Origin of the sequence: Streptomyces sp. ME19-01-6, from assembly GCF_033793745.1 — a bacterium.
GTDB lineage: Bacteria > Actinomycetota > Actinomycetes > Streptomycetales > Streptomycetaceae > Streptomyces.
In genome coordinates, this window is the sequence record NZ_JARAXF010000003.1 from 15,601 (window position 1) to 41,508 (window position 25,908).

The 25,908-nt window shown below is 70.9% G+C and carries 26 protein-coding genes; 11 read left to right on the top strand and 15 right to left on the bottom strand.

The window, feature by feature from the left end; translation table 11 throughout:
• Positions 1-9 precede the first annotated feature (9 nt).
• A complete protein-coding gene (locus tag PV419_RS06700; protein ID WP_319686800.1) occupies positions 10-1,035 on the bottom strand; it encodes a 6-phosphofructokinase in 1,026 nt (341 codons plus the stop codon).
• A 223-nt stretch (positions 1,036-1,258) separates the two neighbouring features.
• Here PV419_RS06700 and pta point away from each other — a divergent pair, with 223 nt between their 5' ends.
• The 3 genes from pta (at position 1,259) to pyk (ending at position 6,110) form a co-directional block, all read left to right on the top strand.
• Positions 1,259-3,394 carry a phosphate acetyltransferase gene (gene pta, locus PV419_RS06705; protein WP_319686801.1) on the top strand — a complete coding sequence of 712 codons (2,136 nt, stop codon included), beginning with the start codon at positions 1,259-1,261 and terminating at the stop codon, positions 3,392-3,394.
• Between the two features lie 8 nt (positions 3,395-3,402).
• Complete coding sequence (locus tag PV419_RS06710) at positions 3,403-4,548, top strand: acetate kinase (RefSeq protein WP_319687537.1); 1,146 nt, start codon at positions 3,403-3,405, stop codon at positions 4,546-4,548.
• 134 nt (positions 4,549-4,682) lie between these two features.
• Positions 4,683-6,110, top strand: coding sequence for a pyruvate kinase (gene pyk, locus PV419_RS06715; protein ID WP_319686802.1), 1,428 nt, complete (start codon positions 4,683-4,685; stop codon positions 6,108-6,110).
• Between the two features lie 136 nt (positions 6,111-6,246).
• Here the strand turns inward: pyk and PV419_RS06720 are convergent, their stop codons facing one another.
• From PV419_RS06720 to PV419_RS06735, 4 genes are all read right to left on the bottom strand, one after another.
• Positions 6,247-7,575 (bottom strand): hydrogenase expression protein HypF, encoded by a 1,329-nt coding sequence (locus PV419_RS06720; RefSeq protein WP_319686803.1) that lies wholly within the window; start codon positions 7,573-7,575, stop codon positions 6,247-6,249.
• Complete coding sequence (locus PV419_RS06725; protein WP_319686804.1) at positions 7,553-8,116, bottom strand: DUF6114 domain-containing protein; 564 nt, start codon at positions 8,114-8,116, stop codon at positions 7,553-7,555. The genes PV419_RS06720 and PV419_RS06725 overlap by 23 nt, the downstream gene beginning before the upstream one ends.
• Before the next feature lie 149 nt (positions 8,117-8,265).
• Positions 8,266-8,880 carry a DUF6230 family protein gene (locus PV419_RS06730; RefSeq protein ID WP_319686805.1) on the bottom strand — a complete coding sequence of 205 codons (615 nt, stop codon included), beginning with the start codon at positions 8,878-8,880 and terminating at the stop codon, positions 8,266-8,268.
• A 560-nt stretch (positions 8,881-9,440) separates the two neighbouring features.
• On the bottom strand, positions 9,441-10,409 hold the full coding sequence (locus tag PV419_RS06735) for a tetratricopeptide repeat protein (RefSeq protein WP_319686806.1): 969 nt from the start codon (positions 10,407-10,409) through the stop codon (positions 9,441-9,443).
• Between the two features lie 127 nt (positions 10,410-10,536).
• Here PV419_RS06735 and PV419_RS06740 point away from each other — a divergent pair, with 127 nt between their 5' ends.
• Positions 10,537-11,178, top strand: a complete 642-nt coding sequence (locus PV419_RS06740; RefSeq protein ID WP_319686807.1) for a TetR/AcrR family transcriptional regulator — start codon at positions 10,537-10,539, stop codon at positions 11,176-11,178.
• Here PV419_RS06740 and PV419_RS06745 read toward each other — a convergent pair.
• The 4 genes from PV419_RS06745 to PV419_RS06760 all read right to left on the bottom strand — a co-directional run bounded on the left by PV419_RS06745 (position 11,154) and on the right by PV419_RS06760 (position 15,373).
• Positions 11,154-12,908: a methylmalonyl-CoA mutase gene (locus tag PV419_RS06745; RefSeq protein ID WP_319686808.1), complete on the bottom strand. Its 1,755-nt coding sequence runs from the start codon at positions 12,906-12,908 to the stop codon at positions 11,154-11,156. The genes PV419_RS06740 and PV419_RS06745 overlap by 25 nt on opposite strands.
• 94 nt (positions 12,909-13,002) lie before the next feature.
• Positions 13,003-13,341, bottom strand: a complete 339-nt coding sequence (locus PV419_RS06750; RefSeq protein WP_319686809.1) for a DUF3817 domain-containing protein — start codon at positions 13,339-13,341, stop codon at positions 13,003-13,005.
• A 54-nt stretch (positions 13,342-13,395) separates the two neighbouring features.
• Positions 13,396-13,905, bottom strand: coding sequence for a MarR family transcriptional regulator (locus PV419_RS06755; RefSeq protein ID WP_319686810.1), 510 nt, complete (start codon positions 13,903-13,905; stop codon positions 13,396-13,398).
• 124 nt (positions 13,906-14,029) lie between these two features.
• Positions 14,030-15,373: an MFS transporter gene (locus PV419_RS06760; protein WP_319686811.1), complete on the bottom strand. Its 1,344-nt coding sequence runs from the start codon at positions 15,371-15,373 to the stop codon at positions 14,030-14,032.
• 143 nt (positions 15,374-15,516) lie between these two features.
• On the opposite strand from PV419_RS06760, the gene PV419_RS06765 reads away from it, so the two are divergent.
• Entirely contained in the window at positions 15,517-16,506 is a 990-nt protein-coding gene (locus PV419_RS06765; protein WP_319686812.1) for an ArsR/SmtB family transcription factor, read from the top strand.
• On the opposite strand, the gene PV419_RS06770 is transcribed toward PV419_RS06765, so the two are convergent.
• Both PV419_RS06770 and PV419_RS06775 read right to left on the bottom strand, forming a co-directional pair.
• The gene (locus PV419_RS06770) at positions 16,503-16,796 is read right to left on the bottom strand and encodes an MTH1187 family thiamine-binding protein (RefSeq protein WP_319686813.1); all 294 of its coding nucleotides are present in this window, start codon (positions 16,794-16,796) and stop codon (positions 16,503-16,505) included. The genes PV419_RS06765 and PV419_RS06770 overlap by 4 nt on opposite strands.
• Positions 16,793-17,137, bottom strand: coding sequence for a DUF3817 domain-containing protein (locus tag PV419_RS06775; RefSeq protein ID WP_319686814.1), 345 nt, complete (start codon positions 17,135-17,137; stop codon positions 16,793-16,795). The genes PV419_RS06770 and PV419_RS06775 overlap by 4 nt, the downstream gene beginning before the upstream one ends.
• 152 nt (positions 17,138-17,289) lie before the next feature.
• On the opposite strand from PV419_RS06775, the gene PV419_RS06780 reads away from it, so the two are divergent.
• From PV419_RS06780 to PV419_RS06795, 4 genes are all read left to right on the top strand, one after another.
• Positions 17,290-17,928 carry an AIM24 family protein gene (locus tag PV419_RS06780; RefSeq protein WP_319686815.1) on the top strand — a complete coding sequence of 213 codons (639 nt, stop codon included), beginning with the start codon at positions 17,290-17,292 and terminating at the stop codon, positions 17,926-17,928.
• Positions 17,929-18,049: 121 nt separating this feature from the next.
• Positions 18,050-18,700, top strand: a complete 651-nt coding sequence (locus PV419_RS06785) for an AIM24 family protein (protein WP_319686816.1) — start codon at positions 18,050-18,052, stop codon at positions 18,698-18,700.
• On the top strand, positions 18,697-19,377 hold the full coding sequence (locus PV419_RS06790; protein ID WP_319686817.1) for an AIM24 family protein: 681 nt from the start codon (positions 18,697-18,699) through the stop codon (positions 19,375-19,377). Before PV419_RS06785 ends, PV419_RS06790 begins: the two co-directional genes overlap by 4 nt.
• Positions 19,378-19,462: 85 nt before the next feature.
• Positions 19,463-19,939 carry a MarR family winged helix-turn-helix transcriptional regulator gene (locus tag PV419_RS06795; protein ID WP_319686818.1) on the top strand — a complete coding sequence of 159 codons (477 nt, stop codon included), beginning with the start codon at positions 19,463-19,465 and terminating at the stop codon, positions 19,937-19,939.
• A gap of 10 nt (positions 19,940-19,949) precedes the next feature.
• Here PV419_RS06795 and PV419_RS06800 read toward each other — a convergent pair whose 3' ends face one another.
• Positions 19,950-21,347, bottom strand: a complete 1,398-nt coding sequence (locus tag PV419_RS06800; protein WP_319686819.1) for a HAMP domain-containing sensor histidine kinase — start codon at positions 21,345-21,347, stop codon at positions 19,950-19,952.
• Positions 21,340-22,005 carry a response regulator transcription factor gene (locus tag PV419_RS06805; protein WP_319686820.1) on the bottom strand — a complete coding sequence of 222 codons (666 nt, stop codon included), beginning with the start codon at positions 22,003-22,005 and terminating at the stop codon, positions 21,340-21,342. The genes PV419_RS06800 and PV419_RS06805 overlap by 8 nt, the downstream gene beginning before the upstream one ends.
• A 109-nt stretch (positions 22,006-22,114) precedes the next feature.
• Between PV419_RS06805 and PV419_RS06810 the strand changes: the two genes are divergently transcribed.
• Together PV419_RS06810 and PV419_RS06815 are read left to right on the top strand one after the other, a co-directional pair.
• Positions 22,115-22,657, top strand: a complete 543-nt coding sequence (locus PV419_RS06810) for a PepSY domain-containing protein (protein ID WP_319686821.1) — start codon at positions 22,115-22,117, stop codon at positions 22,655-22,657.
• Between the two features lie 20 nt (positions 22,658-22,677).
• Positions 22,678-23,334 carry a PhzF family phenazine biosynthesis protein gene (locus tag PV419_RS06815; RefSeq protein WP_319686822.1) on the top strand — a complete coding sequence of 219 codons (657 nt, stop codon included), beginning with the start codon at positions 22,678-22,680 and terminating at the stop codon, positions 23,332-23,334.
• Positions 23,335-23,613: 279 nt separating this feature from the next.
• Here the strand turns inward: PV419_RS06815 and meaB are convergent, their stop codons facing one another.
• Positions 23,614-24,573 (bottom strand): methylmalonyl Co-A mutase-associated GTPase MeaB, encoded by a 960-nt coding sequence (gene meaB, locus PV419_RS06820; RefSeq protein ID WP_319686823.1) that lies wholly within the window; start codon positions 24,571-24,573, stop codon positions 23,614-23,616.
• 116 nt (positions 24,574-24,689) lie between these two features.
• Positions 24,690-25,880, bottom strand: coding sequence for an acetyl-CoA C-acetyltransferase (locus PV419_RS06825; RefSeq protein ID WP_319686824.1), 1,191 nt, complete (start codon positions 25,878-25,880; stop codon positions 24,690-24,692).
• Positions 25,881-25,908 lie beyond the last annotated feature (28 nt).

Genomic DNA, 25,908 nt, shown 5'->3' on the forward strand with positions numbered 1-25,908 from the left:
ACCTCGGTCTCAGAAGACCGACTCGGCCTCGTCCATGCGGTCCACCGGGACCGTCTTGAGCTCGGTGACCGCCTCGGCGATCGGCACCATCTTGATGTCCGTGCCGCGCAGCGCGGTCATCATGCCGAAGTCGCCGCGGTGGGCGGCCTCGACGGCGTGCCAGCCGAAGCGGGTGGCCAGGACCCGGTCGTACGCGGTCGGGGTGCCGCCGCGCTGGACGTGGCCGAGGATGACCGGGCGGGCCTCCTTGCCCAGGCGGCGCTCCAGCTCGGCGGCGAGGCGGTTGCCGATGCCGGTGAACCGCTCGTGGCCGTACTGGTCGATCTCGCCCTTCTTGTACTCCATCGTGCCCTCGGCGGGGTGCGCGCCCTCTGCGACGCAGATCACCGCGAACTTCTTGCCGCGGGAGAAGCGCTCCTCGACCATCTTCACCAGCCCGTCGATCTCGAACGGCCGCTCCGGCAGGCAGATGCCGTGCGCGCCGCCGGCCATGCCGGACTCCAGCGCGATCCAGCCCGCGTGGCGCCCCATGACCTCGACGACCATGACCCGCTGATGGGACTCGGCGGTGGTCTTGAGCCGGTCCATGGCCTCGGTGGCCACGCCGACGGCGGTGTCGAAGCCGAAGGTGCGGTCGGTGGAGGAGATGTCGTTGTCGATCGTCTTGGGCACGCCGACGATGGGCAGCCCGGCGTCGGAGAGCATCCGGGCGGCAGTGAGCGTGCCCTCGCCGCCGATCGGGATCAGCACGTCGATGCCGTAGTCGCGGGCGTGGTCCTTGGAGGTCTCACAGGCCTCGCGCAGCCGGGCCCGCTCCAGACGGGAGGAGCCGAGGATGGTGCCGCCGCGGGCGAGGATGCCCGCCACGGCGTCCAGGTCGAGCTTGCGGTGGCGGCCGTCGAGCAGCCCCTTGAAGCCGTCCTCGAAGCCGATGACCTCGTCTCCATGGCCGGCCACCGCCCGGTGGACGACCGACCGGATCACAGCGTTCAGGCCGGGGCAGTCGCCGCCTGCGGTGAGAACTCCGATGCGCATCGTGCTGTGTCTCCTGCTGCGTCCGGGTAGGTGTGAGCCAGTCCGATTGTTTCATGGGCTCGGTGGTGCTGTGTTTTCGCCTCCGTGCCCGCATACCTGAGGAGCGCTGTATCGATGGCCGCAGGTATTGTCAAGGGGACAGGGCCGCCGATACGGCCGTTTTTGGGGAAGTTTCGACCGGACTTCAGGCCGGAGTGTCGACCATCAGATCGGAGTGCCAGGCGTGACGCGCAGCGTGTACGTGACCGGGATCGAGCGCGGCGACGGCCGCCAGGTCGTCGAGCTGGGGGTCATGGAGCTCCTGACCCGTCATGTCGACCGGGTCGGCGTCTTCCGTCCCCTGGTGCACGACAACCCCGACCGCCTCTTCGATCTGCTGCGGGCCCGCTACCGGCTGAGCCAGTCGCCCGAGTCCGTCTTCGGGATCACCTACGACGAGGCGTCCGCCCTCCAGGCCGAGCGGGGCACCGACGAGTTGGTGGCGCACCTGGTCGGCCGCTTCCACGAGGTGGCCCGCGCCTATGAGTACGTCCTGGTCCTGGGCAGCGACTACGCCGCGACCAGCCTCCCCGACGAGCTGGGGCTGAACGCGCGGCTGGCCAATGAGTTCGGCGCCTCGGTGATCACCGTCGTGGGCGGTCAGGACCAGAGCGTCGAATCCGTCGGCGCCGAGGCGCACAACGCCTACCGTGCCTATGACGCGCAGGGCTGCGATGTCGTCGCCGTCGTGGTGAACCGGGTGGCCGCCGGCGACCGGGAGGCCGTGGCCGAGCGGCTGAGCGGCCGCCTCCCCGTCCCCTGCTACGCGCTGCCCGAGGACTCCGCGCTCTCCGCGCCCACCGTCTCCCAGGTGGTGCGCACCCTGGATGCCGAAGTGCTGCTCGGCGACCACGCGGGGCTGTCCCGGGACGTGCGGGACTTCGTCTTCGGCGGCGCCATGCTGCCCAGCTTCCTGCCCGCGCTGACCGAGGGCTGCCTGGTGGTCACCCCCGGCGACCGCGCCGACCTGATCGTCGGAGCCCTGGCCGCGCACAGCGCGGGCGCCCCGCCGATCGCCGGGGTGCTGCTCACCCTGGACGAGCGGCCAGGACCGGACATCCTGGCGCTGGCCTCCCGGCTGGCCCCGGGCACCCCGGTGGCGGCCGTGGCGGGTGGCAGCTTCCCGACCGCGGCCGAGCTGTTCGCGCTGGAGGGCAAGCTCACCGCGGGCTCGCCGCGCAAGGCCGAGACCGCGCTCGGCCTGTTCGAGCGGCATGTGGACACCGCCGAGCTGACCAACCGGATCTCGGTCGCCCGCTCCGGCCGGGTCACCCCGATGATGTTCGAGCACGAGCTGATCGAGCGGTCTCGCGCGGGCCGCCGCCGGGTCGTCCTCCCCGAGGGCGTCGAGGAGCGGGTACTGCGCGCCGCCGATGTGCTGCTGCGCCGCGATGTGTGCGACCTCACACTGCTGGGCGAGGAGGACGCGGTCCGCAAGCGCGCCGCCGAACTGGGCATCCAGCTCGCGGACGCGCAGATCATCGACCCGCAGACCTCGCCGCTGCGCGAGCGCTTCGCCGAGCTGTACGCGCGACTGCGCGCCCACAAGGGCGTCTCGTACGAGCTGGCCTACGACGTGGTCGCCGACGTCTCGTACTTCGGCACGCTGATGGTGCAGGAGGGCCTGGCCGACGGCATGGTCTCCGGCGCCGTGCACTCCACCGCCGCCACCATCCGGCCCGCCTTCGAGATCATCAAGACCGCGCCGGACGCCCAGATCGTCTCCTCGGTCTTCTTCATGTGCCTGGCGGACCGGGTGCTGGTGTACGGCGACTGCGCGGTCAACCCGGACCCGGACGCCGAGCAGCTCGCGGACATCGCCATCCAGTCGGCGACGACGGCCGCCCAGTTCGGTGTGGAGCCGCGGATCGCGATGCTCTCGTACTCCACCGGCACCTCCGGCTCCGGCGCGGACGTCGACAAGGTGCGCAAGGCGACCGAGCTGATCCGCGAGCGCCGCCCGGACCTGCTGGTCGAGGGCCCGATCCAGTACGACGCCGCGGTGGACGCGGCCGTCGCGGCGACCAAGCTGCCGGACTCCGAGGTGGCGGGCAAGGCCACGGTCCTGATCTTCCCGGACCTGAACACCGGCAACAACACCTACAAGGCGGTGCAGCGCTCGGCGGGCGCGGTCGCGGTGGGACCAGTGCTGCAGGGGCTGCGCAAGCCGGTGAACGACCTCTCCCGCGGGGCGCTCGTCCAGGACATCGTCAACACCGTCTCGATCACGGCCATCCAGGCCCAGACGCCCGCCCAGCCCCAGGCACCCACCTCCGCACAGGCCCCCTCCCCCGTACAGAAAGCGCAGAACCCCGCGTGAACGGCTCCGTGAACGGCTCCCGAGTCCTCGTCCTCAACTCCGGCTCCTCGTCGGTCAAGTACCAGCTGCTCGACATGGCCGACGGCGGCCGGCTCGCCTCCGGCATCGTGGAGCGGATCGGGCACGGCCCCGTCGCCGACCACGCGGCCGCCCTCAAGCAGGTCGCCGAGGAGCTGGCCGAGCAGGGCCTGGGCCTGGACTCGCCCGAGTTGGCGGCGGTCGGCCACCGGGTGGTGCACGGCGGCACCCGGTTCACCGAGCCGACCCTGATCACCGACGAGGTGGTCGCGGAGATCGAGAAGCTGGTCCCGCTGGCCCCGCTGCACAACCCGGCGAACGTCACGGGGATCAAGGTCGCCCGCGCGCTGCGCCCGGACCTGCCGCAGGTCGCGGTCTTCGACACCGCGTTCCACGCCACGATGCCGGAGGAGGCGGCGCGCTACGCCCTCGACCGGGCGACCGCCGACCGGTACGGGGTGCGGCGCTACGGCTTCCACGGCACCTCGCACGCGTATGTCTCGCGGGCCACCGCCGCACTGCTGGGCCGGGACGTCTCCGAGGTCAACACGATCGTGCTGCACCTGGGCAATGGCGCCAGCGCCTCCGCGGTACGCGGTGGGGTGTGTGTGGACACCTCGATGGGGCTCACCCCGTTGGAGGGCCTGGTGATGGGTACTCGCTCGGGGGACCTGGACCCGGCTGCGATCTTCCACCTGGCCCGGGTCGGCGGAATGTCGATCGACGGGATCGACGCCCTGCTGAACAAGCGCAGCGGACTGCTGGGCCTGTGCGGGGACAACGACATGCGTGAGATCGGCCGCCGGATGGGCGAGGGCGACTCGGCGGCTCAGTTGGCCTTTGACGTCTACATCCATCGGCTGCGGAAGTATGTGGGCGCGTACACCGCGGTGCTGGGGCGGGTGGACGCCATCGCCTTCACCGCGGGCGTCGGGGAGAACTCGGCGGCGGTGCGGGAGGCGGCGATGCGCGGCCTGCCCGCGTTCGGCATCGAGGTGGACGCGGTGCGCAACGCGGTGCGCGGCACCTCGGCGCGGCTGATCTCCACGGAGACCAGCCGGGTCGCGGTGGCCGTGGTGCCCACCGACGAGGAGCTGGAGATTGCCAGCCAGGCGTTCGAGCTGGTCACTGCCTAGCCTCCGGCTGGTCACTGCCTGGTCACTGCCTGGTCTCGGGCGCTTCGGCGGCTCTTGCCCCGGCATTGCACCGATGTCCGTAGCATCCATAGCTTAAATATTCCGCTCCGAAACAAACCGATAGGATCCGCCCCATGCGCCGTTCCAAAATCGTCTGCACTCTGGGCCCCGCCGTCGACTCCTACGACCAGCTGAAGTCGCTGATCGAGGCCGGGATGAACGTGGCCCGATTCAACATGAGCCACGGGAGTCACACGGAGCACGAGGAGCGGTACCACCGCGTCCGCAAGGCCTCCGAGGAGACCGGGCACGCGGTCGGCGTGCTCGCCGACCTCCAGGGCCCCAAGATCCGGCTGGAGACCTTCGCCGACGGCCCGGTCGAGCTGGTGCGCGGTGACGAGTTCACCATCACCACCGAGGACGTGCCGGGCGACCGGACGATCTGCGGCACCACGTACAAGGGGCTGCCGGGCGACGTCTCCAAGGGCGACCAGGTCCTGATCAACGACGGCAATGTCGAACTGCGGGTCACCGCCGTCGACGGCCCGCGGGTCAAGACGATCGTCATCGAGGGCGGCGTGATCTCCGACCACAAGGGGATCAACCTGCCCGGCGCGGCGGTCAATGTGCCCGCGCTGTCCGAGAAGGACATCGTGGATCTGAAGTTCGCCCTGGCGATGGGGTGCGACATGGTCGCGCTGTCCTTCGTCCGGGACGCCGGCGACGTCCGCGATGTGCACCGCGTCATGGACGAGGTGGGACGCCGGGTACCGGTGATCGCCAAGGTCGAGAAGCCGCAGGCCGTCGCCAATATGGAGGACGTCGTCGCGGCCTTCGACGGCGTCATGGTGGCCCGCGGCGACCTGGCCGTCGAGTATCCGCTCGAGAAGGTCCCGATGGTGCAGAAGCGCCTGATCGAGCTGTGCCGCCGGAACGCCAAGCCGGTGATCGTCGCGACCCAGATGATGGAGTCGATGATCACCAACTCGCGGCCGACCCGCGCCGAGGCGTCCGACGTCGCCAACGCGATCCTGGACGGCGCCGACGCGGTCATGCTCTCCGCGGAGTCCTCCGTCGGCGCATACCCGCTGGAGACGGTCAAGACGATGTCCCGCATCGTCCAGGCCGCCGAGCAGGAGCTGCTCTCGCGCGGTCTGCAGCCGCTGGTCCCCGGCAAGAAGCCGCGCACGCAGGGCGGCTCGGTCGCCCGCGCGGCCTGCGAGATCGCCGACTTCCTCGGCGCCGAGTCGCTGGTGGCCTTCACCCAGTCCGGCGACACCGCCCGCCGGCTGTCCCGCTACCGCGCCCAGCAGCCGATCCTGGCCTTCACCACCGATGTGGCCACCCGCAACCAGCTGACGCTCAGCTGGGGCGTGGAGTCGTTCGTGGCGCCGTATGTGGAGCACACCGACGCGATGGTGGACCTCGTGGACGCCGAGCTGTCGAAGCTGGGCCGCTACAACGAGGGCGACACCATGATCATCACGGCCGGCTCGCCCCCCGGCGTCCCCGGCACCACCAACATGGTCCGGGTGCACCACCTGGGCGGCGAGACCAAGTAACGCGGCCCCTGAACGGGCGGCCCAGAACGGGCCCCGACGTGCCGATGGGCACCACCCCGACCTGGGGTGGTGCCCATCGGCGTCGGCCCTCCCTGAGGAGGGCCGTGCGGCTCCCGAACGGGTCTGTGTCCCGGGGTTATTCCCCGGTCTTGTAGAGGTGCATGCCGGGGATGGTCAGATCGCCGCCGAACTGTCCGGCCTGTTTGACCGTCACATCGGTGAAGAACACCTCAGGAAGGTTCAGCGGCGGCGGGGTCTTGGGGCTGAAGGTGATCGGGACGATCCCCAGGAGGTTGCCCGACAGCTCCTCGGTGTACATGGTGATCGGGCCGTTGCTGAAGGTGGAGGTGGAGCCCTTGCGCGCGGCCACGTGGGTGGTCGTCCCGCCGGCACCGACCGTCAGCTGGTGCAGGTCGTCGATTTCCACGCCGGAGGCGGTGAACTTGAGGACCTTCTTGACCTTCCCGCTGTACGTCTTGACCTCGACGATGCCCTTGTAGTCCAGCCCGTGCAGGGTCAGCAGGGTGCTCTTGAGCGTCCAGGGCTCTTCGGGCACCAGGCTGATGTTCGGCTCGGTCTCGGCGTTCTCGTACGCCTCGGCGTCGTACGTCGGGCAGGGGAACGGCTCCTTGCCGCTCTTGTCAGGGTCCTCGGCCTTGGGAGAGGACGAGGAGGTGGGGCCGGGCGACGGAGTCTCGTCGGCCTTGTCCTTGGCCTTGTCGACCGCGTCCTTCGCCGCCTTGTCGGCCGTGTCGACCGTGTCCTTGGCCTTGTCGGCCGTGTCCTTGGCAGGGTCGGTCGTCCTGCCCGACGAGCCGGTCGCGGAGGACGACGGGGTCGGCGTGGCGCTCGGCTCGGCCGTCTTGTCCTCGTCGTCACCGCCCCCGGTGAAGATGTCCTCGATCGCGTCCCCGAGGCCCAGCGGGTCCAGCGGGTTCTTGCTCTTGGACTCGGACGGGCTCGGCGAAGGGGACTTCTCCGGCGCCTTGGTGTCCGCCGTGTCGTCCGTCTCGCTGCCGGAGGAGCCGGAGTCGGCGGAGGACGTGGCGGAGGGGGTGGGCGTGGCGCCCTTGTCGCCGCCCTTGTCCTCGGAACCCTTGTCCTGGCTCTTCCCGTCGGAGCCCTTGTCCTTGGAGCCCTTGGACGTCTCGCCCGCCTCGTCGGTGCTCTTGTGGTCCTTGGCGTCGTCCTTGTCGGCCTCGTCGGACTGGGTGACGCACGGCCCTGGCTTGTAGCGGTCCTCGGCCCTGGAGGTCGCCTGGGCGAGCTGCGGGGTCAGCCCCATGCCCATCAGCACGGCCGTCGGCATGGCGGCCAGCGCTATCGCCTTGCCGGCGGGCACCTGAAGGCGGGTGAGCATCGACTTCTTGGGGGCCGCGTGCCGCGGCCCTGTTCTCGCCCGGCGTGGACCCGCGACGCTCGCACCCTCCGACTGCTCCTCTTCACCCCGCACGGTGCCTCCCATCCCTGGATTCCTGGTCCGGCGCGGCCCCCGCGACGGCCGGCTCCGGCTCGCCGCCGCCCGCACCGTCCACGCCGTCCGCACCGTCCACGCCGTCCACGCCGTCCGCGGGTACGGGCTCCACGTCCTTCGCCGGCTGCGCCGTGGGATTCTCACCAGGCGCCCAGGCGACGCTCATCCCGCCGCCGAACAGCGCGAGCAGGAAGCCCAACAAGAAGCCCCCCAGGTTGGACACGGGGAGCGAGACCAGGCCCAGCAGGATGGTGGCGACTCCCGCGAAGACCCGCACGATGGGCTGGAACCACATGGTCAGGCCCAGCACCACCAACAGGACGCCGATGATCAGCGATCCGGACCCCGTGGTGGTCGACATCCGGACGGTCAGCTGACCCAAGGTGACGTTGGCATACGGCAGGTACCCGATCGGCAGCCCGGCCAAGATGGTCAAGAGCCCTGCCCAGAACGGGCGCTGCCAGCGCCAGTGCTTGAAAGCCCTGCGCAGGTGGCTGATCGCGTCACTCGCCTCCGGCGACTCGGCACTCAATGAAAACAGCTCCCTGGGGCCGGCGATCTGGACGATCGCAAGTGTTCTGATGCGGTACTGATACGCGCGGTGCTGATGCCCCGAACGCCGCTGAGCGATGCCGGGTGAGGGGCAGCTGACATATACGGCCCCCCACCCCGCTCAACGCGTCAGAAGCACTCGTTCTTGCCCTTGCTGACCTTCATGGAAAGGCCCGAGAGCTTGAACGTGCCCGCGTTGGTCGACCAGGCGGTCTGCTCAACATCGGTCAAGGTCACCGAGTCGGCTTCCTGGGCGAAGGAACCGGGGTCCTTCTTGTTCGAGTCGTTCTTGGGACCCTTGGTGGTGTCGCCGGCCGCCACACCGATGTTGATGCCGCGGAACGTGGCGTCCGCGTCGAGCTGGTCGAGGTCGATGAAGAGGTTCTTCGCCACGACCTCCTTGTCGCCGTTGCCGGCCGTCAGCTTCAGCGTGACATCGCCGAACAGCGGGACCGGGACCACCACCGACTGGCACAGCCCCTTGAGCTTCGCGCTCTTGAACGCCGACACGGCGACGGGGATTTTCTTGCCCCCGTGCTGAGTGTCAAGGGTGCCGTACTGGACGAACCCCTTGCCCTGGAGCTTGACCACCTTCACCTTGAACTGCTGGCCGGACACGCTGAACGAGGCCGCGAGCGCACCCTGCGCGAGGGCTACACCGATCGCGGCCGTGGCAGCGACGCTCGGCACCATGACAACGGCAAAACGCTTCCATCTGGTCCCGCCACGAGCCTGGGACTCCATGACTTTCCTCCTTCTCGGACGTACATCTCCGGCTGGGGCCGAGGCCCGAGCCTGGGATGGGAGAAGTGCTACGTCCTCGGGAAGGAGAGCGCCCACGTCTCACAGGCGCGAACCGCACCCGAAACACCGGCGATCACCCCCGAGCGACAACCACTGGCCACGCCTTCGCGCAACCTCCTGGACAGGCCCTGCCGGTAGGCAGAGACCCCCCTGTCCACGGCCGACGCCACTGCCGCCGACCTACTCGATGGGGACCCATCGCGCCGACCACACCGACCGGATGCCGGGCTACGGGAAATGGGACCGAGCTTGGCCGATCGTGGTGCATTTACGGGCAGGTGCACAAGGGGTTCGTTACTAGCGAGTAACGGGCGGATAACCGTACTGCGGCAGGCTGGTAGAGACCGGGTACTCAGGGTCGCCGTCACATGCCCGAAAAGAGGGGGCGATTCACACCATGACCGGACAAAAATCTGACGTCTACTTACCGTCAGTTACAGCGACCGCGTTTACCAAGTTTTGGTAAAGCGCGGCCGCTTCTCTGTTTGAGGTGGCAGAGGTCAGAACAGCACGCGCGCCAACGCGCCGCGCGCCGAAACCACCCGGGGGTCGTCCGCGCCGATCACCTCGAAGAGCTCCAGCAGATGGAGCCGCGCCGCCTCCCGGTCCTCCCCGACCGTCCGCCGCACCGTGTCCACCAACCGCCCGAAGGCGTCCTCCACATGACCCCCCACCAGGTCCAGGTCCGCGGCCGCGATCTGCGCCGCCGGGTCCGCGGGGTTGTCGGCCGCCGTCTTGCGCACCTGCTGCGGGTCCGCCCCCTGCACCCGGCTCAGCAGCTCGGCCTGCGCCAGGCCCAGCTGCGCCTCGGTGTTGGCCGGGTCGTCGGCCAGTACGTTCTTGTACGCCTGCACCGCGCCGGCGAGATCGCCGGCGTCCAGCGCCTCGTGCGCCGCCGCGAGCGCGCTGTCGTACGGGGTCGCGGGCTGCTGCGCGGCCGCCTCGGCGCCCTCGGCGCCCGCGTCGTCCTGCACCGGGGCGCCCACGATGCCGAACTGCTGCTCCGCCGCCTGAACCAGTTGATCCAGCACCTGCCGGATCTGCGCCTCGGGCGCGGCACCCTGGAAGAGCGGCACCGGCTGGCCGGCGACCACCGCGAACACGGCGGGGATGCCCTGCACCCCGAACTGCTGGAAGAGCATCTGGTTGGCGTCGACGTCGATCTTCGCCAGGACGAAGCGGCCCGCGTACTCCCCCGCCAGCCGCTCGAGGATCGGACCGAGCTGCTTGCACGGCTCGCACCACTCGGCCCAGAAGTCGATGACGACCGGTACTTCGGTGGAGCGCTGCAGGACATCCTGCTGGAAACCCGCCTCGTCGACGTCGAAGACCAGACGGGTGGGGGCGGGCGCACCGCCCGTGCGGGCCGCGTCGGCCCGCGCCTTCTCCGCCTTCTGCTTCGCTTCTCCGGCCGCCTTCACCGCGGCGAGGTCGACCACTCCACTCATGGACATGTTCCGTGGCTGCATGGTCCTATCCTCCCCTCTTCCCGCGGTGAATGGAAAAGCGCATCCCCTTACGCTACGTGCCGTAGCGTAACTGGAAGGACCCCGGAGATCCAGGGGGCCCAGTGCGCCTGCGGGTAGGGTCACGGACATGAGCCCGCCAGCGCGGCGCACCGGCCGCCCCCGCAGTGCCGAGGCCGACCGCGCCATTCTCGGCGCGACGCGGGCCGCCCTGGTCGAGCTCGGCTGGTCCAAGCTGACGATGGGCGATGTCGCGGCCCGGGCGGGCGTGGCCAAGACCACCCTCTACCGCCGCTGGACGAACAAGAGCGAACTGGTGGTGGACGCGGTCGCGGCCCTCCTCGACGAGCAACTGGAACTGCCCGACCTGGGGTCGCTGCGCGCCGATGTGGAGGAGACGGTGCTCCGGTTCGCCGCCCTGCTGGCGCGCCCGGAGGCCAGGACCTCGCTGATGGCCGTGGTCGCCGAGGCCACCCGCGACGAGGCGCTACGGGAGCGGATCCGCACCGCGATCGTCGACCGGCAGAAGCGGCTGGTACTCCTCGGGCGCGAGCGCGCCCAGGCCCGCGGCGAGCTGCTCCGCGAGGCCGACCTCGCCGCGGCGGCCCGCAACGCGGACCTGATCTTCGATGTGATCGCGGGCGCGGTGATGCACCGGACGCTGGTGAGCGCCGACGCCGTCGACGCGCCCTGGGCGCGCGACTTCGCGGAGCTGCTGCTCTGCGGCTTGCCGGCGCCAGCCCCCGCTCAGAAACCGGCCGGCTCCGTGTAGGTGCCCCACTCCTCGCGCAGCGCGCCGCAGATCTCGCCGAGGGTCGCTTCCGCCCGGACCGCCTCCAGCATCGGCTCGATCATGTTCGAGCCGTCGCGGGCGGCGGCCAGCACCCCCTTCAGGGCGGCGGTCACCCGTGCGTCGTCGCGGGCTTCCTTGCGGGCGGCGAGCATCCGCACCTGCTCGCGCTCGACCTCATGGCCGACCCGCAGGATCTCCAGATCGCCGGTGACCGAACCCTCGTGGCAGTTGACGCCGACGACCTTCTTGTCGCCCTTCTCCAGCGCCCGCTGGTACTGGAAGGCCGACTCGGCGATCTCGCCGGTGAACCAGCCGTCCTCGATGCCGCGCAGAATGCCGGAGGTGATCAACCCGATGGGGTGCTGTCCGTCGGCCCCCTCACCTGTCGAACGCACCGCCCGGCGGCCGCGCTCCTTGATCTGCTCGAAGATCTTCTCGGCGTCGGCCTCGATGCGGTCGGTCAGCGCCTCGACGTACCAGGATCCGCCCAGCGGGTCGGCGACATTGAGGATGCCGGTCTCCTCCATCAGCACCTGCTGGGTGCGCAGGGCGATCTCGGCGGCCTGCTCGCTGGGCAGTGCGAGCGTCTCGTCCAGGGCGTTGGTGTGCAGCGAGTTGGTGCCGCCGAGCACCGCGGACAGCGCCTCCACGGCGGTGCGCACGACGTTGTTGTACGGCTGCTGCGCGGTCAGTGAGACCCCGGCGGTCTGGGTGTGGAAGCGCAGCCACTGCGCCTTCTCGGTCGTCGCCCCGTACACATCGCGCATCCAGCGGGCCCAGATCCGGCGGGCCGCGCGGAACTTGGCGATCTCCTCGAAGAAGTCGATGTGCGCGTCGAAGAAGAAGGACAGGCCGGGCGCGAAGGTGTCGATGTCGAGCCCGCGGGAGAGCCCCAGCTCGACGTATCCGAAGCCGTCGGCGAGGGTGTACGCGAGCTCCTGCGCGGCCGTGGCCCCGGCCTCGCGGATGTGATAGCCGGAGACCGACAGCGGCTTGTACGCGGGGATGCCGCGCGCACAGTGCTCCATCAGGTCGCCGATCAGACGCAGATGCGGCTCGGGCTGGAAGAGCCACTCCTTCTGCGCGATGTACTCCTTGAAGATGTCCGTCTGGAGCGTGCCGTTCAGTACGGCGGTGTCGACGCCCTGCCGCTCGGCTGCGACCAGGTACATGCAGAAGACGGGGACGGCGGGGCCGCTGATCGTCATCGAGGTGGTGACGTCGCCGAGCGGGATGTCCTTGAAGAGGATCTGCAAGTCGGCGGCGGAGTCGATGGCGACGCCGCAGTGGCCGACCTCGCCCAGCGAGCGCGGGTCGTCGGAGTCGCGGCCCATCAGCGTCGGCATGTCGAAGGCCACCGACAGGCCACCGCCGCCCGCCTTCAGGATCATCTTGTAGCGCTCGTTGGTCTGCTCGGCGTTCCCGAAGCCCGCGAACTGGCGGATGGTCCAGGCGCGGCCGCGGTAGCCGGTGGGATACAGACCGCGGGTGAAGGGGAACTCGCCGGGCCAGCCGATGCGCTCGAAGCCCGCGACGCTGTCGCCGGGGGCCGGTCCGTAGACCGGATCCACGGGGTCCCCGGACAACGTGGTGCGCGTCCAGTCCCTCGGGGGCGTCCCCCCGGAACCCCCGGTCGCCTCGCGCTCGCGCGCCGCGTCGTACCGGGCCTGCCAGCGCCGGCGGCCCTTCTCAATGCCTTCGCCGTCCATGGCTGCAAATTTACTAGGACGTCCAAGTATTTGTCGACGCGAAACGGGCCCAACCGGTCCGTTCGGGGGACGGTCGGGGCCCGGTCCAATGTGCTCAGGCCTTGACGGGCTCCGGCTCGGCGCCGCTGACCAGCGGCTCGATCTCGGCCACGACCTTGCGCTCGACGAAGAAGACCGCCGTGGGGACGGTGCCCGCGAGCAGCACCCAGGCCAGCTTGCCGAAGGGCCACTTCGCCTTGGAACCGAGGTCGAAGGCGAAGATCAGGTAGAGGACGTAGAGCCAGCCGTGTGCGATACCGACGACGCTGACGAAGCCGGACGCGCCGTCCACGTCCAGCAGGTACTTGGCGATCACACCGATCGTGAGCAGGATCAGCAGGACGCCCGTGACATAGGCCATGGTCCGGTAGCGCGTCAATACGCTTCGCTTCATGACGTCGAGCGTAACCGTCCGTTCCGGGGCGATCTTCGCCACCCCCCGCCGGTGTTACTGCTCGTCGAAGTCGCCCGCCGCGACCCGCAGGGGCCGCAGCATCTCGAAGATGCTCGAGCAGTCCTCGGCGTCGTACACCCCGAGGCCGAAGTCCATCGCCATCAGGTCGCGGGTGGCCTCCTGGACCACCTCGCGGCCCCGCTCGGTGATCGAGGCGAGCGTCCCGCGGCCGTCGTTCGGGTTCGGCCGCTTGGCCACCAGACCGGATTTGACCAGCCGGTCCACGGTGTTGGTCACCGAGGTCGGGTGGACCATCAGCCGCTCGCCGATCTTCGACATCGGCAGCTCACCGGCCTGGGAGAAGGTGAGCAGTACCAGCGCCTCGTAGCGGGCGAAGGTCAGTCCGTACGGCTTGACCACCGCATCGACCTGGCTCAGCAGAATCTGCTGAGCCCGCATGATGGAGGTGATCGCGGCCATCGACGGCACGGACCCCCACCGCCGCTTCCACAGTTCGTCTGCGCGGGCGATGGGATCGAAGGAGAGACTGAGCGGCTTGGACACGTTACCGACCCTACCGGCCGGTCATATCGTGGTCAGCCCAGTCTCACGTTTCGGCCCGCCGAGGCGAGCGCCCGCCGAGCCGACCGCCCGCGCCCCGCAGCGCCGTGCCCCTTCCCCCGCCTTCTCATCCCGCGTCGCCCGTAACCCGCGGCTGTGCCGCACCGCGCCGCACCAGCAGTACCACCAGCAGCGCGCACACCGTTCCGCACACCCCCGCCGCGGTCACCACCAGATGCACCGGCGCCAGCTCCGCGACCGCGCCCGCCACCGCCATGCCCAGGCCCTGCGAGGTCATCAGCCCCGCCGTCAGCACCGTCATCGCCCGCCCCCGCAACTCCTCCGGTACGGCCGCCATGAACCACTGGTCGAGGCCGAGGCTGTACGCCATGCCGCAGCCCGTCGCCACCTGGAGCGCCAGCGCCCAGCCGAACGAGGGCTCGAAGACGTAGCCCAGGGACGGCAGCATGCACACCACCGCCACCACCAGGGTCAGCCGCGCCCGGCCGGCCGGACCGAGCAGGGTGCCCACCAGGGTCTCGCTGATGATCGCCCCGATCGGCATCCCGCACATCAGCAGCCCGAGCCCGGTCGAGCCGAGGCCCAGACCGTCGGAGTACGGCGTCATCAACGCCTCCGACACCACCACGAACGTCGGCGGCACCCAGTTCAGCAGGAACAGCGCACGGATCCGCGGAACGGCGAACAGCTGCCGCATACCGCGCAGCGAATCGCCGAGCAGCGCGCCGCGCCGCCCGTCCGTACGGGCCGGACGGCGGCGGGTGCCCAGGCGCAGCACCAGCGCCGACCCCACGAACAACGCCGCCGTGATCGCGAGCACCGCGCGCGGCGAGACCGCGGCCAGCAGCAGCCCGCCCGCGGCGAACCCGGCGAGCTGCGCGCCCTGCGCGGTCAGCCGGATGACGGACCGGCCGAGCACGAACAGATCGCCCTGCCCCAGCATGTCGCCGAGGGTCGCGGACCGCGTCCCGCTGAACACCGGAGAGATGGCGGCGGGCACACAGCGCAGCACCAGCAGCAGCCCGACCGGCATGCCCGGCACCACCATCGCGGCCACGCACACGGCGCTGACCAGATCGCAGACGACGAGCACCCGGCGGGCGGGGTAGCGGTCCGCCACGGCGGACAGCAGGGTGCCGCCGATGACGTACGGGAGCAGGGCGAAGGCGAAGGCCAGGGCGGACAGCAGCGGCGAGCCGGTGACCCGGTAGACCAGGACGGACAGCGCGATGCCGCAGACGACCTCGCCGAGCATCGACAGCAGATGCGCGACGAACACGGCACGGAACTCGCGCACCGCGAAGACGGCCGAGTAGCCAACGCTTCCCGGGCGGGGTTCCGGGGGGACGGGGCCCTTAGCGCCCTCGGCCGCGGGCTCGGGTCGGGAGGCGTCTGCGGCAGGGCGCGTCGGGCTGGGGTCCGTCGTCCCGGACCCGGAAGGCGTTGGCATGGCGGCAGCGTGCCCGGGGCGGCCCCGGGGGCTCCAGTGTTTCGCCCCGAAGCGAATGTTCGCCGGGATGGCGGGGAGGCCGAGGAAAGTCGGGGAGGCTCGGGGAAGCCGGTCAGGCGAGGCCAGGGGAGGGGAATCCGGGCATGCCGCTGCACATGAGGTTCGGTCCGGACGACTTACTGCGCTGCCGGTTCGCCATTTCGCCGCTGGGCCAGACGCACGAGGCGGTGCGGACCCTGCTGCGCTCCGAGCGGCACGGCTATCACCTGCCGTGGCTGCGCCGGATCCGCTCGGCCGTGGCCGGGCTCGATCTCTCCCTGCTCGCGCCGTTCATGCCCATCCGCGGCTACACCCCGGACTTCCTGGGTCCGCCGCCGGAGGCGCCGTATCCCTCGTTCGAGGAGGAAATGGCGCGGCTGCGGGCCACCGAGCCGGACGCGGCCCACCGGGAGATGACCCGTTCCCTGGCCTGTACGCCGGGGGCCGCCGACTCCCCGGCCGGGCGCTCGCTGCTGGAGGACCCGGCGCGGGCGGTGCGGCGGCTCGCGGAGCAGACCGAGCGGGCGTGGCACGCGCTGGTCGCCCCGGACTGGCCCCGGGTGCGCGCCCTGCTGGAGGCCGATGTCGCCTATCGCGCCCGGCAGCTGGCCGACGGCGGTCTGGAGCGGCTCTTCGCCGATCTGCGTCCCGCGGTGGACTGGGCCGACGGGCGGCTCACGGTCCGCACCCGCGGCGGGGGCCCGGAGGCGCAGCAGCTCGACGGCCGGGGGCTGATGCTGATGCCGAACGTCTTCGTCTGGCCGGACGTGGTGAGCGGCTTCGCCCCGCCGTGGCAGCCGACGGTGATCTATCCGGCGCGTGGGGTGGGCGGGCTCTGGCAGGAGCCCGCCGAGGGCGCGGCGGACGCGCTCGTACGGCTCCTCGGCGCCAACCGGGCGGCCATTCTCAGCGCCCTGGAGGAGCCCGCCGCCACGACGGCGCTGGCCCAGCGGCTGGGCCTGGCGCCGTCGTCGGTCTCGGCGCATCTGGCGGTGCTGCGCTCGGCCGGCCTGCTGACGTCGCGCCGCGACGGCCACCGGGTGCTGTACGAGCGCACGCCGCTGGGGATGGCGCTGCTGGGCGGAGGCGGCTAGGCCGACAGATGCCGCTCGACCGTCTCGACCTTCGAGGTCAGCCCGTCCGTGACGGCCGGGCGGGTGTCCGCCTTGAGGACCACGGACACCCGTGGCGCCCGTGCCTCCACAGCCGCGACCGCCCGCTTGACGACGTCCATGACCTCGTCCCACTCGCCCTCGATGGACGTGAACATCGCGTCCGTCCGGTTCGGCAGGCCCGACTCGCGCACCACCCGCACCGCGTCCGCGACGTACTCCCCCACGTCCTCGCCGACGCCGAGCGGCGTCACGGAGAAGGCGACGATCATGCGTTGACCACGCCCTCCCGGCGCGCACGATCGGCGATCACGCTGGCCTCCGCCTCCCGCTTGAGCTTGCGCTCGGCGAAGAAGCCGCCGGTCGGCAGGATGGAGAGCGCGAAGTAGAGCGCGGCGGTCTTGCGGTCCCACTGGGCTCGCTTCCAGGCATCCAGCCAGAAGACCAGGTACAGGATGAAGAGGATGCCGTGCACCATGCCCATCACCGGGACCGCGTTGAAGTCGGTCGTGCGCTTGAGTACCGAGCAGACGAGCAGCAGGAGGAAGGAGACGGCCTCGGGCGCGGAGACCAGGCGGAGCCGCCGCAGTGCGGTGGCGGTCTTGAAGTCCACGGGAGCAGCACCTTTGAGTGAGCGGACACGGAGCGAGAGCTTGTGAAGTGATGCACAAGCTTCCTCGCATTGTCGCAGCCTCGTAACCGATCACCGCGCCGGGGTCCGGCTGTCCCTGTTCCGCGCCGTTCGGTCCCGATAACGTCGGATCCGTGGCTCAGTTTCGGCTCCAGGGGAGCAAAGTGCTCGCCGTCGACATGACCGGCGATTCCGTGAAGGCCAAGAACGGCTCGATGGTCGCGTACGAAGGGGAGATGACCTTCAAGAAGAAATCCGGCGGCGGGGAGGGGCTGCGCGGGATGGTGACCCGGCGGCTCACCGGCGAGCAGATGGAGGTCATGGAGGTCAAGGGACACGGCACGTGCTACTTCGCCGACCGGGCGAGCGAGATCAACCTGGTGTCGCTGCACGGCGAGACGCTCCATGTGGAGGCCAGCAATCTGCTGTGCACGGACGCCGCGCTGCGCACCGGCACCTCCTTCACCGGGCTGCGCGGCTCCTCGCAGGGCAACGGCCTGTTCACCACGACCGTCGAGGGCACCGGGCAGGCGGCCATCCTCTCCGACGGCACGGCGGTGGTGCTGCGCGTCACCCCGCAGCTGCCGCTGCAGGTCGACCCGGGCGCGTATATCGCCCATACGGGCAAGCTCAAGCAGCACTTCCAGTCCGGGGTGAACTTCCGCACGCTCATAGGGGAGAGTTCGGGCGAGGCGTTCCAGATCCGCTTCGAGGGCGAGGGACTGGTGTACGTACAGCCGAGCGAGCGCAACTCGATCGGCGGGTCCCTGTGAGCAGGGGGCACCTCCCAGCGGTAGCTGGGGGAGCACGCGCGGCCACCGGGCCGCAGACGGCGACGAAAGCCGCACCTCTGCGCCGCGCGGGCGGAGAAGCGAACGAATCGAGGGGAGTCTGATGCCCTTCAACGTCCTCAACTCACGCATGGTCGAGGCACAGGTCCAGCCCGGCCAGACGCTCTTCAGCCAGCGCGGCGCGATGCTGGCCTACCGGGGCGAGGTGCGGTTCACACCCAGCATCACCGGCGGACAGCGCGGGGTGATGGGCATGATCGGCCGCCGGGTCGCGGGCGAGGCGACCCCGCTCATGACCGTCGAGGGCAGCGGCACGGTGATGTTCGGCCACGGCGGTCACCACGTCGAGGTGATCCACCTGGCCGGCGACAAGCTCTACGTCGAGTCGGACCGGCTACTCGCCTTCGACGGGTCGCTGCGCCAGGGCACCATGTTCATGGGCTCGCAGGGCGGGGTGATGGGCATCGTGCGCGGCCAGGTCACCGGCCAGGGACTGTTCACCACCACCCTTGAGGGGCACGGCTCGGCGGCGGTCATGGCGCACGGCGGCGTGATCCAGCTGCCGATCGTCCCCGGCCGTCCGGTCCATGTCGACCCGCAGGCGTATGTCGCCCACCGCGGGGACGTCCGCAACAAGCTCTCGGCCGCGCTCGGCTGGCGCGAGATGGTCGGCCGCGGCTCGGGGGAGGCCTTCCAGCTCGAGCTCTCGGGCACCGGCACGGTGTATGTCCAGGCATCGGAGGAGAAGCTGTGAACGGCCCCGTCATCCACGACGCGTACACCCTCCCGGCCGACGACAACATCAATCCGTACGCCTTCAGCGTGGAGCTGAACGGCCAGTGGTTCCTGCAGAAGGGGAAGATGATCGCCTATTACGGGCGGATCGACTTCCAGGGCGTGGGCCTGGGCCGGCTGGAGCGCCTCATCGCGCACAGCTTCCACTCCCCGCTGCACGCCGCGGACTGGGTGGTGGCCGAGGGGCAGGGCAAGATGGTGCTCGCGGACCGGGCCTTCGACGTCAACTCCTACGACCTCGACGACGGCAATCTCACCATCCGGTCGGGCAATCTCCTCGCCTTCCAGCCCTCGCTCTCCCTCAAGCAGTCGATCGTCCCGGGCTTCCTCACCCTGATCGGCACCGGCAAGTTCGTCGCCGCCTCCAACGGCCCGGTGGTCTTCATGGAGCCGCCGATCCGTGTGGACCCGCAGGCCCTCGTCGGCTGGGCGGATTGCCCCACGCCCAATCACCACTACGATCACGAGTACTTGCGGGGCGTCCTCGGCGGGATCCGGGCGCACACCGGCCTTGGGGGCACTTCGGGTGAAGAGCATCAGTTCGAGTTCGTCGGCGCGGGGACCGTACTGCTCCAATCGACGGAAGAAGTCATGGGCGAGGTGCCCATAGGGATCACAGGGGGCACCGGTTCGTGAGCGTAAGCATGCGGAGTGTAACCTCGAACAGGTGACCTCATATCCATTGGTTCGAAATTCAACTTCTACAGGTAGAATATTTCCCATGGAGACCGAGAACGGCACGCGCTGGCTCAGCGACGAGGAACAGCGCGCCTGGCGCATCCACCTGGACGTCAGCAGGCTGCTGACCTATCAGCTCGAACGAGACCTGCAGCCGTTCGGCCTGACCATGAACGACTACGAAATCCTGGTCAACCTCTCGGAGTCGGAAGGCCGCCGGATGCGCATGAGCGACCTCGCCGCCGCCACCCTGCAGTCCAAGAGCCGCCTCTCCCACCAGATCACCCGGATGGAGAACGCCGGCCTCGTCCGCCGCGAGAACTGCGAGTCCGACCGGCGCGGGCTCTACGCGGTGCTCACCGAAGACGGCTGGGAGACCATGCGCAAGGTCGCACCGCACCACGTCGAGTCCGTGCGCAAGCACTTCATCGACCTGCTCAGCCCAGAAGCCCTCGACGCCGTCCACAACTCCCTGGCCCCGATCGCCGAACACCTGCGCGCCCAGCGCGGCCGCGTCTAGCCGCGCCAGGTCACGCGGGGGCCAGGGGACCGCGCGGAGCCGGGACTTCGCGCGGCAGCCGCACCTCGAACAGCGCGCCCCCGCCCGGCGCGGTCCGCACGCCCAGCCGTCCGCCGTGCCGCAACACCACGTCGCGCGCGATGGCGAGGCCGAGCCCGGCCCCGCCGTCGTCGCGGCTGCGCGCGTCGTCGAGCCGTACGAACCGCTCGAAGACGCGCTCCCGCTCCCCCTCGGGCACCCCGCTCCCGTCGTCGGCTACCTCCACGACCCCCCAGCCGCCTTCCTCCCGCACCGTCACCCGCACCTCCTCGCGGGCGTGCCGCTGCGCGTTGTCCACCAGGTTCCCCAGCACCCGCGCCAGCTGCCCGCGCGACCCGGCGACCTCCACCGGCCCCAGCTCGCACCGCACCGCCACCCGGTCCCCCACCCGCTCCGCCAACTCCTCCCGCACCAGTTCCGCGAGCGCCACCCGGGCCCCCGAGGGCCGCTCCCCGGCGTCCAGCCGTGCCAGCAGCAGCAGATCGCCCGCCAGCCGCTGCAGCCGCACCACGTCCTCCACGGCGCCGTCCACATCCAACAGCTCCGGATGTGCCGCGCCCACCTCCAGCTGTGTGCGCAGCGAGGCGATGGGGCTGCGCAGCTCATGGGACGCGTCGGCGACAAACGCCCGCTGCCGCTCCACGGACCCCTCCAACGCCGCGAGCGTCTCGTTCGTCGTACGCGCCAGCCGGGCCACCTCGTCCCGCGACCGGGGCACCGGCACCCGCCGGGACAGGTCCGTACTGGCCGTTATGGCCGCCATCTCCCGCCGGATCGCCTCCACCGGCCGCAGGGCGCGCCGGGTCACCAGCCAGGTCACCGCCGCCACCACCGCCGACAGCAGCGGCAGCCCGAGCAGCATGGCGTCGCGTACCGACCCGACCGTTTCGGTGGCGAGCGGGGCGCCCGCGTACACCGTGACGGACTCCTCCGCCGGGGTGACCACCCGCACCGCGGCCCACTGGTACTCCGCCTCGTCCCCGTCCACCCGGGCGGTGCCCTCGGTGAACCGGGGGTCCTTGGCCGACACGCTTCCGGGGTCGTCCTCCTCCTCCACCTCGACGTCCACCGGCACCACCGAACGGCTCCCCGTCCCCGTCACGGCCTCCAGCTCGTCGCTCACCGCCCGCACCCGCCCCTGACCGTCCACGATCTGCACGGGGTCCTCACCCAGCCCCAGCCCGCCGAACCCCGCGGCCGCGACCTTCGAGGCCACCGAGCGCGCCCGCACCTCGGATTGCAGCCTGGCCTGCTCCGACAGGTTCGTCCGCAGCACCTCCAGCACCGCGAACCCCGCCGCGATCAGGGCCACGGCCACCACCACCGTCGCCCCCACCGCGGCCCGCGCCCGCACCGAAGCCCTACGCACGGGACCCCACCAGCCGATACCCGGCCCCCCGCACCGTCTCGATGACCCCCGCGCCCAGCTTCCGCCGCAGGGCGCTCACATACACCTCGACGATGTTGGGGTCGCCCTCGTACGCGAAGTCCCACACATGCTCGAGGATCTCCGCCTTCGACACGATCTCCCCCGGCCGCACCACCAGCTGCTCCAGCACCGAGAACTCCTTGGCGGTCAACGGAGCCTCGTTCCCGTCCCGTTCCACTCGCCGGGCCCCCCGGTCCACCACCAGGTCCCCCACCCGCACCACCGGCGAGGCCCCCTGTCCCCGCCGCCGCAGCAGCGCCCGGACCCGCGCGAGCAGCACCACATACGAGAACGGCTTGGTCAGATAGTCGTCGGCGCCCGTGTCGAGCCCCTCGGCCTCGTCGTACTCCCCGTCCTTCGCCGTCAGCATCAGGATCGGCACCTCGCACCCCGCGGCCCGCAGCGCGCCGCACACGCGGTAGCCGTTCATCCCGGGCAGCATGATGTCGAGAACGACCAGGTCATACGCCCCCTCCTGGGCCCGGTGCAGCCCCTCCGGACCGTCGTGCACCACATCCACGGCGAAGCCCTCCGCCATGAGCCCCTTGGCCAGCGACACCGCGAGCCGGCGCTCGTCCTCCACGATCAGCAAACGCATGGGGAAAGCCTCCCAAAGACAACCTGAAGATCCCTTCAGGCGACTTCAGCCTGGCTTCAGCCGCGCCCCGGCACGGTGGTTCCCGTCAACCGATTGAGGAGGAACCCACATGAAGCGCACCACCGTCATCGCCGCCCTGGCCGCCACGGCCCTGGCCGCGGGCGCCGCCAGCGCTGTCGCCCGCCCGACGGCGCCGGAGGCCCCGGCGACCCAGGCGGCTTCGGCGGCCCAGAAGACCCCGGCGTCCGTTTCCCTCGCGCAGGCGGCCGAGGCCGCCCGGAAGGCCGCGCCGGGCACCGTGACCTCCATCGAGCGCGACGACGACCGTCCCGGCTGGGAGGTGGACGTCCTCGGCAAGGACAACAAGTGGCACGAGGTGAGGATCGGGGCGAACGGCAAGGTGCTCGGCCAGCGGGTCGACACGGACGACGACGCGGAGGACAAGGCCGAGACCGAGGCCGTCCGCGCCGTGCTGCGGACCGCCGAGGTGGGCGCGGTCGCGGCGGCCGACCGGGCCGGGGCCACGGCGACCTCCGTGGAGCTGGAAGACAAGGTCTGGGAGGTGGAACTCGCGCACAAGACCGTGAACGTCGACCCGCGCACGGGCGCGGTCACCCCGTCCCACGACGACGACAGCGCGGACGAGGACTAGCAGCGTGATGTACTGCACAGGTGACCGACTACGACGTACTCCGCGTCTTCTGCGGACCTGACGGCCACCACGGCAACACGCTCGGCGTGATCCGCCGGGGTTCGGCCGTCCCCGGGACGGCCGAACGCCAGGCCCTCGCGCGGAAGCTGGGCTTCAGCGAGACCGTGTTCGTCGATGACCCCGAGCGCGGGGTCATCGACATCTACACGCCGACGCTGCGCCTGCCGTTCGCCGGGCACCCGTGCGTGGGCGCGGCCTGGCTGCTCGACGTGCCAGAACTGGTCACGCCCGCGGGCCTGGTGGGCGCCCGGCTCGAAGGGGAGTTCAACTGGATCGAGGCGCGCCCCGAGTGGGCGCCGCCGCGCACACTCCACCGCTACGACTCAGCCGCCGAGGTGGACGCCCTCCCCATACCGCCGCCGGGCGAGTGGATCTACGCATGGGCGTGGGAGGACGAGGCGGCCGGCCGGATCAGGGCCCGCGCCTTCCCCGGGCGCGGGGACGGCATCGACGAGGACGAGGCGACGGGCGCGGCGGCGCTGCTGCTGACGGCCCAGCTCGGCCGCGCGCTGAACATCGCGCAGGGGCGCGGCTCGCAGATCCTGACGGCGCCAGGGCCGGACGGCCTGATCGACGTGGGAGGCCGCGTACGGCTGGAAGCCACGGAGAGGCTGTAGCCGCCGACGAGACGGGAGGGGGCGGGGGCGCAGGGGTGGCGCCCTGGACGCTTACGCATATGTGTGGCGCCAAGTTCCGGTCAGCCCCACGCTCCCGGGCACCGGCGCCGTAAATATGCGATCCAGGGTGACAGCCCCTTAAGGCCCCGCCCCCGCACCACCCACGCACCCCAGGCGCCCCACCCACGCAGCTCAGACTTACCCACGCACCCCAGGCGCCCCACCCACACCCACACCCACACCCACAACCGCAACCGCAACCGCAACCGCAGGCGGACCTCAGCCCGCGGAGGTCACCCCCGCCACCAGCTCGTCCGCCGCCGCGTACGGATCCAGCTCCCCCGCAGTTACCCGCTCGGCCAAGGCGCCCAGCCGCCGGTCGCCGTGCAGGTCCCCGATCCGGGCGCGGAGCGCCGTCACGGCGATGGTCTCGACCTCGCCCGCCGCCCGCCGCAGCCGCCGCTCCGCCAGCACCCCGCGCTCCTCCATCCACGCCCGGTGCTTCTCCAGGGCCTCGACCACCTCGTCGACGCCCTCGCCCCGCGCCGCCACCGTCTTCACGATCGGCGGCCGCCAGTCCCCCGGAGCGCGGGCCTCACCGAGGCCCAGCATGTGCCCCAGTTCGCGGGCCGTCGCGTCGGCGCCCTCCCGGTCGGCCTTGTTGACCACGTACACATCGCCGATCTCCAGGATCCCGGCCTTGGCCGCCTGGATCCCGTCGCCCATCCCGGGTGCGAGCATCACCACGCTCGTGTCGGCCTGCGCGGCGATCTCGACCTCCGACTGCCCGACGCCGACGGTCTCCACCAGCACCACCTCGCACCCGGCGGCGTCGAGCACCCGGATCGCCTGCGGGGCGGCCCAGGCCAGCCCGCCCAGGTGCCCGCGGGTGGCCATGGAGCGGATGTAGACGCCGGGGTCGGACGCGTGCTCCGACATCCGCACCCGGTCGCCGAGGAGCGCCCCGCCCGAGAAGGGCGACGAGGGGTCCACGGCGAGCACCCCCACCCGCTTCCCGGCCTTGCGGTACGCGGTGACCAGCGCGGAGGTCGACGTCGACTTGCCGACCCCCGGCGAACCGGTCACCCCGACCACATACGCGCCCCCCGCCAGCGAAGCGAGCGCGGCCATGACCTCGCGCAGCTGCGGTGAGTCGCCCTCGATCAACGAGATCAGCCGGGCCACCGCGCGCGGCCGCCCCTGCCGCGCCTGCTCCACCAGCGTGGGCACATCAGCCATCGCTGCCGCTCCCTTCCACTCACCACGACAAGAACCACCGGCGCGCAGCCCCACAGCCCCGCGCAGACCCGCAGGCCCGCACAGAACCGCAGGCCCGCACAGAACCGCGCAAAGGACTACGCGCGCGGCACCCGGACGATCAGCGCGTCCCCCTGCCCACCCCCACCGCACAGCGCCGCGGCACCCACGCCGCCGCCCCGCCGCCGCAGCTCCAGGGCCAAGGACAGCACGATGCGCGCGCCCGACATCCCGATCGGGTGGCCGAGAGCGATCGCGCCGCCATTCACATTCACCTTTTCGGAGGAAACCCCAAGATCCTTCATTGACTGGACCGCGACCGCCGCGAACGCCTCGTTGATCTCGATCAGATCAAGATCTGCGACCTCGAGCCCCTCCTTGCGGAGCGCGTGCGCGATCGCGTTGGACGGCTGCGACTGGAGGGAGTTGTCGGGTCCCGCCACATTCCCATGGGCGCCGATCTCCGCGATCCACTCCAGGCCCAGCTCCTCCGCCTTGGCCTTGCTCATCACGACCACGGCGGCCGCCCCGTCCGAGATCTGCGACGACGTCCCGGCCGTGATCGTCCCGTCCTTGGTGAAGGCGGGCCGCAGCTTGGCGAGCGACTCCACGGTGGTCTCCGGGCGGATGCCCTCGTCCTTGTCGAAGATGATCGGCTCGCCCTTGCGCTGCGGGATCTCCACCGGGGTGATCTCGGCGTCGAAGGCGCCGTTCTTCTGGGCCGCGGCGGCCCGCTGGTGGGAGAGCGCGGCGACCTCGTCCTGATCGGGCCGCAGGATGTTCAGCCGGGTGTTGTGCTTCTCGGTCGACTCGCCCATGGCGATGCCCTCGAACGAGTCGGTCAGCCCGTCGTACGCCATCGCGTCGAGCATCTCGACGGCGCCGTACTTGTAGCCCTCCCGGGACTTGGGCAGCAGGTGGGGGGCGTTGGTCATGGACTCCTGGCCGCCCGCGACCACGATGTCGAACTCACCGGCCCGGATCAGCTGGTCGGCCAGCGCGATGGCGTCGAGCCCGGACAGGCAGACCTTGTTGATGGTGAGCGCGGGCACCGCCATGGGGATGCCGGCCTTCACGGCGGCCTGCCGGGCGGGGATCTGCCCGGCGCCTGCCTGGAGCACCTGCCCCATGATCACGTACTCCACCTGCTCGCCGCCGATCCCGGCCCGCTCCAGCGCCGCCTTGATCGCGACCCCGCCGAGGTCCGCTCCGGAGAAGGCTCGCAGGCTGCCGAGCAGCCGTCCCATCGGCGTGCGTGCGCCCGCCACGATCACTGATGTCCGAGTCATGGTGCGTCCTCCAGAGGAGAAGGAAGTT